Annotated in this window: 12 protein-coding genes and 1 pseudogene; all 13 read right to left on the bottom strand. The window is 33.0% G+C overall.

Going from position 1 to position 14453, the window contains the following annotated elements; all coding sequences use genetic code 11:
- Positions 1–5: 5 nt before the first annotated feature.
- The 13 genes and pseudogenes from AC1EUY_RS06195 to AC1EUY_RS06135 all read right to left on the bottom strand — a co-directional run bounded on the left by AC1EUY_RS06195 (position 6) and on the right by AC1EUY_RS06135 (position 14342).
- Positions 6–314: pseudogene (locus AC1EUY_RS06195) on the bottom strand (2Fe-2S iron-sulfur cluster-binding family protein).
- 8 nt (positions 315–322) lie between these two features.
- Complete coding sequence (locus AC1EUY_RS06190; RefSeq protein WP_480194643.1) at positions 323–1372, bottom strand: NAD(P)/FAD-dependent oxidoreductase; 1050 nt, start codon at positions 1370–1372, stop codon at positions 323–325.
- 4 nt (positions 1373–1376) lie between these two features.
- On the bottom strand, positions 1377–1958 hold the full coding sequence (locus tag AC1EUY_RS06185; protein WP_480194642.1) for a precorrin-2 dehydrogenase/sirohydrochlorin ferrochelatase family protein: 582 nt from the start codon (positions 1956–1958) through the stop codon (positions 1377–1379).
- Entirely contained in the window at positions 1952–2722 is a 771-nt protein-coding gene (cobA, locus tag AC1EUY_RS06180; RefSeq protein WP_480194641.1) for a uroporphyrinogen-III C-methyltransferase, read from the bottom strand. Before cobA ends, AC1EUY_RS06185 begins: the two co-directional genes overlap by 7 nt.
- Positions 2723–2732: 10 nt before the next feature.
- Positions 2733–4820, bottom strand: coding sequence for a HEPN domain-containing protein (locus tag AC1EUY_RS06175; RefSeq protein ID WP_480194640.1), 2088 nt, complete (start codon positions 4818–4820; stop codon positions 2733–2735).
- Positions 4821–4896: 76 nt separating this feature from the next.
- On the bottom strand, positions 4897–6144 hold the full coding sequence (locus AC1EUY_RS06170; RefSeq protein ID WP_480194639.1) for a sulfate adenylyltransferase subunit 1: 1248 nt from the start codon (positions 6142–6144) through the stop codon (positions 4897–4899).
- A gap of 23 nt (positions 6145–6167) precedes the next feature.
- Positions 6168–7070: a sulfate adenylyltransferase subunit CysD gene (gene cysD, locus AC1EUY_RS06165; protein WP_480194638.1), complete on the bottom strand. Its 903-nt coding sequence runs from the start codon at positions 7068–7070 to the stop codon at positions 6168–6170.
- A 13-nt stretch (positions 7071–7083) separates the two neighbouring features.
- On the bottom strand, positions 7084–7692 hold the full coding sequence (locus AC1EUY_RS06160) for a phosphoadenosine phosphosulfate reductase domain-containing protein (protein ID WP_480194637.1): 609 nt from the start codon (positions 7690–7692) through the stop codon (positions 7084–7086).
- The gene (locus AC1EUY_RS06155; protein WP_480194636.1) at positions 7689–7946 is read right to left on the bottom strand and encodes a DUF2061 domain-containing protein; all 258 of its coding nucleotides are present in this window, start codon (positions 7944–7946) and stop codon (positions 7689–7691) included. Before AC1EUY_RS06155 ends, AC1EUY_RS06160 begins: the two co-directional genes overlap by 4 nt.
- Before the next feature lie 95 nt (positions 7947–8041).
- Complete coding sequence (locus tag AC1EUY_RS06150) at positions 8042–8452, bottom strand: RrF2 family transcriptional regulator (RefSeq protein WP_480194635.1); 411 nt, start codon at positions 8450–8452, stop codon at positions 8042–8044.
- A gap of 15 nt (positions 8453–8467) precedes the next feature.
- On the bottom strand, positions 8468–9637 hold the full coding sequence (locus AC1EUY_RS06145; RefSeq protein ID WP_480194634.1) for an O-succinylhomoserine sulfhydrylase: 1170 nt from the start codon (positions 9635–9637) through the stop codon (positions 8468–8470).
- Between the two features lie 2 nt (positions 9638–9639).
- Positions 9640–13038, bottom strand: coding sequence for a bifunctional aspartate kinase/homoserine dehydrogenase I (gene thrA, locus AC1EUY_RS06140; protein WP_480194633.1), 3399 nt, complete (start codon positions 13036–13038; stop codon positions 9640–9642).
- Positions 13039–13049: 11 nt separating this feature from the next.
- Positions 13050–14342 (bottom strand): O-acetylhomoserine aminocarboxypropyltransferase/cysteine synthase family protein, encoded by a 1293-nt coding sequence (locus AC1EUY_RS06135; protein ID WP_480194632.1) that lies wholly within the window; start codon positions 14340–14342, stop codon positions 13050–13052.
- Positions 14343–14453: the final 111 nt, after the last annotated feature.

Here is a 14453-nt window from a genome sequence, read left to right as displayed (position 1 = left end):
AATTTTTAAGATTCTAGTGCCAATTCTATTTCTAAACCTTCTAATGCTTCCAATATCTGAATCTGACATCCTAATCTACTATTTTTTTCATCATTAAGCGCTTCTAAAAGTATTGTTTTTTCTTCATCTAATTTTTCAGGCAAATGATGATTGAAAATTACATAGCATTAACATGAAGCACACATCGCCATACTTCCACAAGTTCCTTCAACGGAAAGTTTATAAGCTTTATAGACCTCTGCCATATCTGTCGAAGCAACTACCTTATGTATTACATCATTTCTTTCTTTTATAAAAATATTAACGTTAGACAAATTCTATATCAACTGATGGCCTGTACCACTGCTTTTGGAGCTTCTTTGCGCGAACCATCGAAACCATTAATACCACTAACTGTTGTATATTTTAACACATACTTTTTATCGGGATGGATAATTTTATATGCCGATTGGCACATTAACGTAGCTTCATGAAAACCACATAAAATCAGCTTTAATTTTCCTGGATACGTATTTACATCTCCAATTGCAAATATGCCTGGAATATTAGTTTGATAATCAAAAGTATCTACCTTAATGGCATTCTTCTCTATTTCTAAGCCCCAATCTGCAATTGGGCCCAGCTTTGGAGACAATCCGAAAAGTGGCACAAAATGATCTGTCTCTATAAATTGTTGTTTTCCTTCTTTTTCAACTAAAATCGCATTTAAACGATGTTCTCCTTTTAGCGCTACAACCTCAGCAGGTGTGATTAGATTAATTTTACCTAATAATTTTAGTTCTCTAACTTTTTCTACAGAATCTAAAGCTCCTCTAAATTCGTTTCGCCTATGAATTAACGTAACTTCTGAAGCTATATTTGCCAAAAAGATACTCCAATCTAACGCTGAGTCACCTCCACCAGCAATTACCACTTTTTTATTTCTATACTTTTCTGGATCTTTAATAATATAATCGACTCCATTTTCTTCAAAGAAACTTAAATTTTCTAGCTGTGGTTTTCTAGGCTCAAAAGATCCCAAACCACCAGCAATTGCCACTATAGGAGCATGATGTTTTGTTCCTTTATTTGTAGTAACAATAAACGACCCGTCTTCTAATTTTTCAATAGTTTCAGCACGTTCTCCCAATGTAAACCCTGGTTCAAATTGTTTTCCTTGTTCTAATAAATTCTTGGTTAGATCTCCTGCTAAAATCTCAGGAAAACCAGGAATGTCATAAATCGGTTTTTTAGGATAAATTTCTGAACACTGTCCACCAGGTTGTGCCAATGCGTCAATTAAATGGCACTTAAGCTTTAATAATCCTGCTTCAAAAACGGTGAACAATCCAGTGGGACCAGCTCCTATTATTACTATATCTGTTTGTATCATTTTTTTACTTTACTAAACTTTCTGTTATTTTATTTAACGTATTTACTTTCTGATTAAAATCGCCTTTAATAGTCTTTCTAAATTCATTAAGGTTTGTAACCAAATCATCTATTTCTTCTGGTAGTACTGCTTCAAAAAACTGTCGTAATCGTTTTGCCATGGTTGGTGATTTACCATTAGTAGAAATGGCAACCTTTATATTACCTTTTGTTACAATTCCGCCAAGATAAAAATCACATAAATCAGGAGTATCAGCTACATTAACCAATAATTGTTTATTCTTAGCATCATTATATATTTGTTTATTAACCTCGTTATTATTTGTTGCCGCAATTACCAAATGCTGTTTGTGTAAAATATTGCTTGAATAAGGTCTTTGCATATAAACAATATTATGTTTTCTTGCCAATGCTACTACTTCTTCTGAAAAATCTAATGCGATAAGCGCAACCTTAGCATTTGGACTTGATTTCAACAAAAAGGATAACTTTTCTAACGCCACATTTCCTCCACCAACGATCAACACATTTAGTTGAGATACTTTTAGAAAGATAGGATATAACTCGTTTTTATTTTTTCTTAACATACCAATTGATTTAATCTTACTTCTTTACTAATTTTTTGTAGTTCTAAGTGATGATTTACTACTTCACCAACAATTATTATCGCAGGGTTACTCAACTTTTTTTCTTCTACAATTTCTAGGATAGAATCTACTGTTCCGATACCAATTTTCTCCTCTGGCAATGTTCCGTTTTGAATAATGGCTACAGGTACATCCTCTTTACCATTAAACTTGAATTCATTTATTATTTCTGATAATTTACTCATACCCATTAATATCACAACTGTTGCTGTAGATTGAGCGGCTAATTTTATATCATCAGAAATTTTATGTTCTTTTGTAGTACCTGTTATGACCCAAAAACTTTCTGAAATTCCTCTTTTCGTTAAAGGGATATTTTGATGGGCTGGAACGGATAGTGCCGAGGAAATTCCTGGAACTATTTCTGTTTTTATTTGATGCTTAGCTGCATATTCCATTTCTTCGGCTCCTCTTCCAAATACAAAAGGGTCACCTCCCTTTAAACGTACCACATGCCCATCTGTTTTAGCTCTACTAACTATCAATTCGTTAATTTGGTTTTGTTGATAGGCATAACATCCTTTTCGTTTTCCTACAAAAATGAGTTCAGCCGCTGGCCGAACATACTTCAGGAGCTCCTTATTAATAAGCGCATCATACAATACGACATCGGCAGATGACAATACTTTTAATGCTTTAACAGTAATTAAATCGGGATCTCCTGGACCTGCTCCTACTACAGACAATTTGGGTATCTTTTTCATTTTTTTACTATTAATTTGTTAACTCTAACGCTCTATATTCTTGTACAACATTTAAAAACTCCTGCGCATTATTTATATATGCTTTAGCAAATTCTTTAGTTGGTACATTTACTTTTATTTGATACACTATATCAGCGAAAGAATTTCCTAGTTCTATTTTTTTTGTTTTAACAAAATGCTCTTCAAATTGTTTGATAATACCTGCTTGTGTATTTGTTTTTAAATTTTGAGATAATAACAATGCTTTTGCTGAATTCACCATAGCACTGTACGCATGATAGATTGCATTTGAATAGACTTCATTACCATATGCTTCTTTTGCATTTATTATCTTCTCTTCACTTTCTAAAAATAAGGTCGCCACAAGGTCAACTAAAACTCCAGCACATTCACCTATACCTATAGCCTTTACATATTTTTCATTATTCCCCCAATCTATAAAGTCGTCTTCAGTAAGATTCTCAACATCTGAAAGGTCGGTAAGCATATCATAAAAATACCTTTCACCTTTATTGATATAGTACTCTAAAAATGATATTTTATTTGTATTTTTCTCATAGTCATTTAAGATTCTTCGTAACGCTTCTGGTCCTCGCCTGCTTGGTATTTTCACTACTTTATCAGCAAAATGACCATTTCCGTTTCCTAGATTTCCTCCCCCTAACAATACCTGCAGTGCTGGTGCTACCAACTTGTCTTTAGTGCGAATTGACATTCCCTGAAAACCAATATTTGCCATGTTATGTTGCCCACAGGCATTCATACAGCCACTAATTTTTATAACTAAATCAGGGTTGTTTAAGTAATGTGGATATTCAGTTTTGATAACACGTTCTAATTCTTCGGCTATACCAGTACTACTAGCAATTCCTAAATTACAAGTGTCTGTGCCTGGGCAAGCCGTTATATCGACAGCTTTATTATAACCCACTTCAGCAAATCCCAACTTTTTAAGTTCTTGATAGAAAAATGGGAGTAATTCTTTTTTAACAAATGGAATTAAAATATTTTGACGTAATGTTAATCGAATCTCTCCTGCTGCATATTTTTCTACTACATCTGCTAATAATCTTGCTTTATCAGTATAGAAATCGCCTAATAAAACCTTTACCCCAATTGCAACATAGCCTTCTTGTTTCTGCTCTATTATATTTGTTGATTTCCATTTCTCAAAAGCAGCTTGATCTTTCAATTTAACTAATGGAGCTTCAACGTTTACAGGTATAGAAACTGGATAGCTTTTTAAATCAATCGGTACAGATTTTAGAGCGATTGCGTTTTGTTCATTTTCTACTAAAGATTTAAATTCTTCTAAACCTATATCTTTAATTAAAAATTTTAATCTTGCTTTTGCTCTGCTTTTACGTTCACCATGACGATCGAAAATACGCAACACTCCTTCCATTAAAGGAATAATTTTATTAGACGGCAAAAATTCGTACAATACATCTGCATGGCGTGGTTGAGAACCCAAACCACCACCCAGCATAACTTTAAATCCTCGTACACCGTCATTTATTTTAGCAATAAACCCTAGATCGTGTATGTAAGATAATCCTGTATCTTCATTAGTAGCTGAAAACGAAACCTTAAACTTTCTACCCATTTCTTGACATATCGGATTTCGTAAAAAGAATTTAAACAAAGCATCGGCATATGGAGAAACATCAAAAGGTTCATTAATGTCAATACCAGCGGTTTCTGATGCCGTAACATTACGCACTGTGTTACCGCAGGCTTCCCTTAAGGTAACATCATCTTTTTCTAGCTCTGCCCAGAGTTCTGGAGTTCGGTCTAGATCAACATAATGAATTTGAATATCTTGTCTGGTAGTAATATGTAAACGCCCTCTAGAATATTCATCAGAAACATCAGCGATTCTTCTCAATTGTTTGCTTAAGACCTTACCATAAGGTAATTTTATGCGAATCATTTGAACACCCGCTTGTCTTTGACCATACACCCCACGTGCTAAACGAAGGCTTCGAAAGCGTTCTTCGTCAATTTGCCCTTCTTTAAACAATCGAATCTTTTTTTCTAATTCGATAATGTCTTTTTCTACTACGGGATTTTCTATTTCTGTTCTAAAACTTTGCATATTTTAATATATTATTCCTATAGAATTAGTAGGATTAAAATTTAAGACTTTACATTTATTTAATGAAAAAATTATTTTACTTAATAAAACCTGCTCCTACGGTATTATTTGAGAGTGAGTCTATTAGAATAAATGAACCATTTGTTCTATGGCTTTTAAAAGCATCATAAAAGATGGGTTTATTCAGTTTAAACGTTACAGAAGCAATATCATTCATAGTTAACGCATCAATTCCATCATCTAGACCTGAATAATCTGGATTTATTTTATGATGTATTATAGCTACTTTAGCCAAAACTTTATTGACACCATGCTGAACAATATATTTATTTCCTTGTTTTAACTCGTTGGAGTCCATCCAAGAAATGGTTGCGGTGAATTGTTTTTCAATTTTGGGAAGATCATTTTCTTTTACGATCATGTCTCCTCTACTTACGTTTATATCATCTTCTAGAGTAATGGTAACAGAAGATCGTCTTGCCGCTGTTTCATATTTCTTATCATAAAAATAAATCTCTTTAATTCTAGATTTTTTCTGCGATGGTAATACGACTATTTCATCTCCTATAGAAAGTTCTCCTCCATAAACTTTCCCTGCATATCCTCGAAAATCGTGAAAATAATCGGTTTTTGGTCTCACAACATACTGCACTGGAAATCTCGGTGTTCCTCTATTATAAATATCTTTATTATCTAGCAATTCTAAATGATGAAGAACTGTTTTACCTTGATACCACGGCATATTATCAGACGTATTTACAATATTGTCTCCTTTTAAGGCACTCACTGGAATAAATGTAATTCGCTGATCTTGATAATCTCGCTTACTAATTAACTTTTCGAAATCTGATTTAATTTCGTTATATCGCTCTTCAGAATAATCAACCAAATCCATCTTATTAATCGCAACAATAACATCTTTTATTCTCAGCAAGTTATTGATAAAAAAGTGTCTATTTGTTTGTTCTATAACGCCTTTTCTGGCATCGATCAATATTATAGCTGCTTGAGATGTAGAAGCCCCCGTAACCATATTTCTTGTATATTCAATATGCCCTGGTGTATCAGCAATAATGTAACTCTTTGTATTAGTCGAAAAATATATATGTGCTACATCTATAGTTATACCTTGTTCTCTTTCAGCCACTAGACCATCTGTAGCCAAAGAAAAGTCTAAATAATCATATCCTTTTTGTTTACTGGTTTTTTCTATGGCTTCTAACTTATCATTCGTTAATGATTTGGTATCATATAATAATCTCCCAATAAGGGTACTTTTACCGTCATCAACACTTCCCGCTGTTGCTATTTTTAAAACTTCCATACTTTCTAATTACTCTTCTTTATTTAAAAATATCCTTGTTGTTTTCTTTTTTCCATGGCTGCTTCAGAGCGCTTATCGTCTATTCTTGCGCCTCTTTCAGAAATTGTTGATGCTCTTATCTCTGCAACCACTGTACTTATGTCTGTGGCTTCAGAAAGTACTGCGGCAGTACAACTCATATCCCCAACGGTTCTAAAGCGCACTAATCGTTCTTCTACAACCTCATCTTCTTCTCTAAAAACTACCTCATCATTACTAGACCATATCATACCATCTCTAATAAAAGTTTCTCTTTTATGAGCAAAATAAATTGGTGGAATTTCAATCTGTTCTCTTTCTATATAAGACCATACATCCAGTTCGGTCCAATTTGAAATAGGGAATACTCTTACATTCTGCCCATGCTCTATTTGCCCATTTAACATATCGAATAATTCTGGACGTTGATTTTTCTCGTCCCATTGTCCGAAATCATCTCTCACAGAAAAGATACGTTCTTTAGCTCTTGCTTTTTCTTCATCGCGTCGAGCTCCTCCGATACAAGCATCAAACTTAAATTCTTCTATCGCGTCTAACAAGGTCGTTGTTTGTAAAGTATTTCTACTCGCGTATTTACCTGATTCCTCTTTTACTTTACCTTGGTCTATCGAGTCTTGAACATTTCTTACGATGAGTTCTAAACCCAATTGCTTAACTAACTGATCTCTAAATTTTAATGTTTCTGGAAAATTATGCCCAGTATCTATATGTAATAACGGAAACGGGATCTTTGCAGGGTAAAATGCCTTTTGCGCTAGTCTAACCAAGGTTATAGAATCTTTACCTCCAGAGAATAATAAGACAGGCTTTTCAAATTGCGCTGCCACTTCTCTAATAATATAGATCGCTTCGTTTTCTAATGGATTTATATGTCTTGTACTACTCATAATTCTTTATCATTTAAGCATGTAAACCACACTCTCTATTTGCTAATTGTTTTGTTGGATCGAAATATTTGAACTCATTTGGCAACTTGTTTTCTTCTAAATATGCATCTAGTTCAATATCTGAATAATAATAGAAAGGACTCACTTTCAACACCCCATCTGCTCCTTTAGACACAATGTCTATACTATCTCTAAACGCCGTTTGCCCTTTTCTTAAATTTGTGAACCATACATCTGGTTTATGCTCTTTCATAGCTCTTCTAAAAGGTTCTAGCTTTACCTGCTCTGTAAAAATTTTATGCTTGGGATTATTTATATCTGGAATTCCTAAAATTACATCTCTATGTGCGGCAGTTTGTTTAGGTACATATAACTTTATATTTAAGCTTAATCTATCTATTAATTCTTCGGCATGTTTATAGGTTTGTGGGGTATTGTAACCCGTATCACACCAAATAACTTTTATAGTAGGAGCTACCTTAGTAGTGGCATGCAAAATTGCGACTTCATAAGGTCTAAAGTTTGTTGTAATCACTGGAGCATTTGCCTTCTCTAAAGCCCAATTAATTATTTCTTCAGGAGATTTATCTCTTAGTTCTGTATTTATTTTATCTAAATTCATTTTCCCCATTTTATTTTATTCCATGCTCTTTCATGAAAAAAGTACAGTACCATTTTAGTAACTAGCTCTATTAATCCAATAGAAAATGCCAACCTCAAAGTACCTGTTATTATCCAAGAAATAATGATGGTGTCTAAAGTGCCTATTATTCTCCAACTTATTGTTTTTAATAGGCTCCTTTTTACTTGCTCTTCTGAAGCATAAGTCTTCTTAACGCTTTTCTCTTTTGATGTTATAATTGAATCTATTATCATAAATTATAATTATCCTATCGGATTACTAGGATTTAATTGCAAATGTATATATTTATATGATATGTACAAGCATTTTTAACTAAAAAATTGTTAATTTATTTTATTAGATCTTTCAAGGTATTATTACGTAAAACCTGTAACGTATTATCTCGAACTTGGATCATTAGTTTATTTATAGAGCACTTTTCCTCATCTGGACAGTCATCGCATTTTTCATAAAAATTGAGACTCACACAGGGCACTAAAGCAATAGGCCCTTCTAAAATTCGTATGACATCTACCATTCGAATATCCTCAGGATTCTTAATAAGGTACACACCTCCACCTTTTCCTTTTTTTGATCCCAAAAAACCTGATTTACGAAGTGTTAACAAAATGCTTTCTAAAAACTTATGCGATATATTTTCACTTTCTGCAATTTCACCAATGGGAACGGGAGTACCTCGTTCTTCACGAGCAATAAAAGCCAACGCCTTAAGTCCATATTTTGTTTTCTTCGAAAGCATTAAACAAAAATAACATTATATTTTGTTCAATGCATTTTTTAAATCGTTAATAATATCTTCTATATGTTCTAATCCAACAGAAATTCTTACCAAACCATCGGTAATACCAACTTCTAAACGATCTTCTTCACTTAGTTTACTATGCGTAGTTGATGCAGGATGTGTAACAATAGTTCTTGTATCTCCTAAGTTAGCAGATAAAGAGCACATTTTAATTGCATTTAGAAATGTACGTCCTGCTTCAATACCTCCTTTAATTTCAAAAGCCACAACATTTCCACCTAGTTTCATTTGCTTTTTTGCAATCTGATATTGTGGATGTGATTTTAAAAATGGATACTTCACAAAATTCACCTTTGAATGTTCTTCTAAAAATTCTGCTACTTTCAAGGCGTTTTCACAATGTTTTTCAACTCTAATAGCTAAAGTTTCTAAACTTTTTGATAATACCCATGCATTAAATGGAGACATCGCAGGTCCTGTATTTCTCGAAAATAAATAGATTTCTCGAATAAGCTCTGTATTACCTACTACCGCACCACCTAACACTCTACCTTGCCCATCTATTAATTTTGTGGCCGAATGAATTACCAAGTCAGCACCAAACTGTATAGGATTTTGAAGATAAGGAGTTGCAAAACAATTATCTATAATCAATAATAAATTGTGTTTTTTAGCAATTTCTCCCAATAATTCTAGATCTAAAATGTCAACTGCAGGATTTGTAGGCGTTTCTGCATATAGTATTTTTGTATTAGGCTGAATCTGACTTTCAATCTTATCAATCTCATTAACTTTAAAATAACTCGTATTAATATTCCATTTTGGTAAAAACTTCGTAAATAAAGAATGTGTAGAACCAAAAACAGATCTACATGAGACAATATGATCACCAGCATTTAATAAAGCTCCAAAAGTTGAAAATACAGCAGCCATTCCTGTGGCAAACGCATAACCTGCTTCGGCACCTTCCATAGCTACAATTTTGTTTACAAATTCTGTAGTATTAGGATTTGAAAATCTACTATATAGGTTGCGTTCTTTTTCTTCGGCAAAAGAAGCTCGCATATCTTCTGCATCTTCAAACACGAAACTTGAAGTTAAATATAGAGGTGTTGAATGCTCAGAAAACTGTGTGCGCTCAGTTTGTGTTTTTATTGCCTGTGTTTCAAAATATTTGCTCATCTTTAACTATAATTTTTTGCTAATCGTAATATATCACCAAACACACCTCTAGCGGTTACCTTTGATCCCGCTCCCGCTCCTTGAATAACAATTGGTTGTTCTCCGTATGACTCTGTGAAAATTTCAAAAATTGCATCTGATCCTTTTAAAGAACCTAATGGAGAATCTTTAGATACAGACACTAGTTTTACCTCTAAGTTTCCTTTAGATTGAGATAAATCGCCAGACAAATCACCAATATATCTTAATACCTGATCTTTTTTCAAAGACTCTTTTCTAATTCTGTAATAATTGTTCATCTTATCTAAATTTTTAAGAAACGATTCTGATGAAATACTTCTTAATTCTTCTGGAATTAAATTTTCAATAGTAATATCTTCAAATTCATTTTCTAAGTCTAATTCTCTTGCCAAAATCAATAATTTTCTAGCGACATCATTTCCATTTAAATCTTCTCTAGGGTCTGGCTCTGTGTATCCTTTATCAATAGCTTCTTGCAATGCTTGTGAAAATGGAATATCATCCGCTGAAAAGCGATTAAAAATATAGCTCAAAGTGCCTGAAAACACTCCTCTAATTCTGGTTATATTTTCACCTGACTCATGTAATAAACGTATGGTATCTATTAAAGGTAAGCCTGCGCCCACGTTTGTTTCATATAAATACGTTCTTTTATTTTTGGCTAGTTTTTCGCGTAATTCTTTATAAAACGTATGCGATAAGGTATTCGCTATTTTATTGGATGAAACGAGGTCAAAACCTGCTTCAATCAACCGAATATAATTTTGAACAAAATCTGAACTAGCAGTGTTATCTATAGCTATTAAATTTTCTAAATGGTGCAGCTTTGCAAATTCAATAACTTCATTTACATTATTTTTTTCTTTTCCATCTTTTTCAAGGCTCTTTTCCCAATTTGAAGTTATTCCTTCTTTAGTTAATACTACTTTTTTAGAGTTAGCAATAGCAAAAATATTCAGTTGAATTTTTCTCCTTTCTAAAATAGATTGTGCATTTTCAACAATCTGATTTATTAACGTACCTCCTACTAATCCTTTTCCGAAAATGGTAATGTTTACTTTTTTAGCAATACCAAAAACTTGTCCGTGAATTACATTTAATGCTTTATGCAATTCTTTTTTCTTTACCACCAAGCTTACATTCTTACCCGTAATTGTATTGTTGAATAATAGAGGAACTATTTGGTTTTTTATCAAGGCATTGTAGGATAAATGGAATTTACTCAAATCCAATCCTATGATTGAGATCACAGCTACATTATCTATGATTGAAATTTTATTAACGTCTTTTGTATAAAAATCATTCTCAAATTCTTTTTCTAAAGCTACTACAGCTTTTGTTGCTTCTTCTTCTTTAACTACAAGCCCTATACCTCTTTCTGAAGAACCTTGAGAAATAATACTTACATTAATATTTTGAGCGCTTAATGCTCTGAAAATTCTGGCATCAACTCCTACTTTTCCTAATAAACCTCTTCCTTCAAAATTTATCAATACCACATTATCTTGTAGGGAAATTGATTTAATCCCCTTGTTTTTTGGCTCAGAAGTAATTAGTGTTCCTTCATCATTTGGATTAAACGTATTGAGAATTCTTAAATTAATATTCTTTTCTAATAAAGGAATAATGGTTTTGGCGTGTAAAATAGTTGCTCCAAAATTGGCTAATTCATTAGCTTCAGAAAAAGACAATTCTTTAATCTTTTTTGCGTCGGCAACCAAATCAGGGTTTGCAGTATAAATACCATCTACATGGGTGTAATTCTGTAGTTCTTCTGCATCTAAATAATTGGCAAGTAGTGAAGCTGTATAATTACTGCCGTTTCTACCTAGTGTAGTAGTTTCATTCTTTAAATTAGATGCTATAAACCCTGAAACAATATTAACAGTTGTGCTGTTAAATTTTTTAAAATGCCTTTTAATATTCTCTTTTGAAACCTCAAAAATAGGCTGCGCATTCCCAAAATTTTCATCTGTCTTTAATAAGGTTCTGGCATCTGTTGCCTTTGCATTTATTCCTTTTTGGCGTAATAACTCACTTATTGTTTTTATAGATAACAATTCTCCTTGTGCTAATACTTCATCTTTGATTTTTGTACTGAAATCTCCCAGCAAACGCACCCCTTCAAATAATTTTTCTAAGCGAGAAAACTCGGTAGAAAAATCGAGTAAAGGTGTTAATAATGTTTGCTCTCTTCTAAATGACTCTAATTGTTCTAAGTATGTCTGATTATTAGCAGCTCTATTTAAAATTGTTTCTAATTCATCAGTAGCAGTACCTCTTGCAGACACAACTACCGTGATATATTCACCTTCATTAATTTTATCCTCAATAATAGAGATCACATTATTAATTCCGCCGTTAGACAATGATTTTCCTCCAAATTTTAAAACCTTCATTCTTCTGTTCTTTACATTTTTATTGAAAATAGGTTCAATAATTTTCTCTAGTTGTTCATATTCTATTAAAAAAGCATCATGCCCATGTACCGAATTAATTTCATTATAGGTAACATTATCATTGGCTAAAGCAAGCTGCTTTTGCGTCTCTCTATTCTCTTCTGCCGTAAAAAATAAATCAGAATCAACACCAATAATATGTATGTTTGCCTCTATGGCATCTAATATTTTCACACCTTTCTCAACACCCCTTGTAACATCAATCGTCTTTAACAATTGATTCATTAATTTATACGCTGACAATTGAAAGCGTTCCTGCAATTTTTTACCGTGATGCAAGAGCCAACTTTCTACATTAAAAATTTCTAACTCTTCATTACGAGATCTTTGAAATCTTTCTTTAAATGATTCTGGTGTTCGATAGCACAACATCGCATGCATACGAGCATCATGTACAGGGTTTTTTGAATTTAACAGAAACTGCTCTTGAATTTGACAATTAGCAATTAGCCAATCTGTAGATTTCCAGTCTGTAGCAATCGGAATTAAATGTTTTGTTATAGTAGGATGTAATACAGCCATTTCCCAAGCTATTCCACCTCCCAAAGAACCTCCGATTATCGCAAACAACTGAGAAATTTTTAATTTTTCTAAGCCTAATAAAAATATCTTTGCTACATCTCTTGCAACAAAGCTTTTGTAATCGTCTATTACATAACCATCATAACCATTGCCTGGAATGTTAAAAGATAAAATAGTGTACTGCGTTGTATCTATTACTTTGCCCTTTCCTATAAGATCTTTCCACCATCCACCTTCACCAGTCACGTTACTATTTCCTGTTAAGGCATGATTAATTAATACCACTGGAGCTGTGCCTAGTTCTTTTCCAAAAAGCTGATGACTTAATTGGAGATTTTCGAATTGAACATTGCTCTCAGTGATATAATCAATATTAATATGGAATAAATTGCGTTTCAAACTTGACTTATTTAAGCGATCACTTCACTAGAAATTTTAGAAAATACTGCCTTTAGATCAGCTTTTAAATCTTCAATATTTTCTAATCCTACCGACAAACGAATCAAATCTTGAGAAACTCCAGCATCATTTTGTTGTGCTTCAGACAATTGTTGATGTGTTGTACTGGCAGGATGGATAATTAATGATTTTGTATCTCCGATATTCGCCAGTAAAGAAAATAATTGTGTTTCATCAGCAATCTTTTTAGCAGCTTCATAACCTCCTTTTGCTCCAAATGTAACTATACCACTTTGCCCTTTAGGTAAATATTTATCTGATAATGATTTGTATTTACTACTTTCTAATCCTGGATAGTTTACCCAGGTCACTTCATCTTGTTGTTGTAACCATTTTGCCAATTCTAACGCATTTTCACTATGCCTTTTAATTCTTACTTCTAATGTTTCTAACCCTTGAATAATATTAAATGCATTGGTAGGGCTTAGCGCTCCGCCAAAATCACGTAATCCTTCAATAATTAATTTAAAAGTATAAGAAGCAGCCCCTAGAGCTTCATGATAAATTAATCCGTGATAACCTGCTGATGGTTCGGTAAATTCAGGAAATTTACCACTAGACCAATCAAAAGTACCAGCATCTACAATTACGCCTCCTAATGAATTTCCTTGACCACCTATGTACTTTGTTAAAGAATGGATCACAATATTTGCACCATGCTCTATCGGATTTAACAAAGCAGGAGTTGCCACCGTATTATCAACAATAAAAGGAACTCTAGCCGATTTAGCATGCTTAGAGATTTCTTCTAAATCTAATACATCTAATTTAGGGTTTCCTAAAGATTCAACAAAGAAAGCTCTCGTATTCTCTTGCACGGCATCGGCAAAATTTTCAGGATTAGAAGCATCTACAAATGTTGTTGTAATACCCAGTCTGGGCAACGTAACATTTAATAAATTATAAGTACCTCCGTATAAACTACTCGAAGCTACAATATGGTCGCCAGCTTTCAACAAGGTTAATAAACCTGTTGAAATAGCAGCTGTACCTGAGGCAAAAACAACAGCACCAATACCTCCTTCTAATGTAGCTAAACGATCTTGTAAGATTTGGTTGGTAGGATTGTTTAATCTGGTATAGATAAACCCTAGTTCCTTTAGTGAAAAGAGATTTGCTGCATGTTCAGCATCATTAAAAACATACGAAGTCGTTTGATAAATGGGAACCGCTCTTGTCCCAGATGTTTGCTTTACATCGTGTCCTGCGTGCAACGCATTGGTTGCGAATTTTTGTGTACTCATTTTTCTAATTTTTTTGAGTTAATACATAATTAAACCAAAAGTCAAAATGCGCTTTTATAAGCGTACTTAATAGAAAAATGTTAAAAAGAATTTTTACAAAAACTACATGTG

This window comes from Maritimimonas sp. 2210JD6-3, from assembly GCF_056591795.1.
The sequence above is the reverse complement of the archived record's forward strand: the minus strand, read 5'-3'. Positions and strand labels throughout refer to the sequence as shown.

What these genes read in the sequence shown, in the direction of transcription:
- AC1EUY_RS06190 (WP_480194643.1), bottom strand. Translation starts at nt 1,372, where the DNA reads ATGATACAAACAGATATAGTAATAATAGGAGCTGGTCCCACTGGATTG.
- AC1EUY_RS06185 (WP_480194642.1), bottom strand. Translation starts at nt 1,958, where the DNA reads ATGTTAAGAAAAAATAAAAACGAGTTATATCCTATCTTTCTAAAAGTA.
- cobA (WP_480194641.1), bottom strand. Translation starts at nt 2,722, where the DNA reads ATGAAAAAGATACCCAAATTGTCTGTAGTAGGAGCAGGTCCAGGAGAT.
- AC1EUY_RS06175 (WP_480194640.1), bottom strand. Translation starts at nt 4,820, where the DNA reads ATGCAAAGTTTTAGAACAGAAATAGAAAATCCCGTAGTAGAAAAAGAC.
- AC1EUY_RS06170 (WP_480194639.1), bottom strand. Translation starts at nt 6,144, where the DNA reads ATGGAAGTTTTAAAAATAGCAACAGCGGGAAGTGTTGATGACGGTAAA.
- cysD (WP_480194638.1), bottom strand. Translation starts at nt 7,070, where the DNA reads ATGAGTAGTACAAGACATATAAATCCATTAGAAAACGAAGCGATCTAT.
- AC1EUY_RS06160 (WP_480194637.1), bottom strand. Translation starts at nt 7,692, where the DNA reads ATGAATTTAGATAAAATAAATACAGAACTAAGAGATAAATCTCCTGAA.
- AC1EUY_RS06155 (WP_480194636.1), bottom strand. Translation starts at nt 7,946, where the DNA reads ATGATAATAGATTCAATTATAACATCAAAAGAGAAAAGCGTTAAGAAG.
- AC1EUY_RS06150 (WP_480194635.1), bottom strand. Translation starts at nt 8,452, where the DNA reads ATGCTTTCGAAGAAAACAAAATATGGACTTAAGGCGTTGGCTTTTATT.
- AC1EUY_RS06145 (WP_480194634.1), bottom strand. Translation starts at nt 9,637, where the DNA reads ATGAGCAAATATTTTGAAACACAGGCAATAAAAACACAAACTGAGCGC.
- AC1EUY_RS06135 (WP_480194632.1), bottom strand. Translation starts at nt 14,342, where the DNA reads ATGAGTACACAAAAATTCGCAACCAATGCGTTGCACGCAGGACACGAT.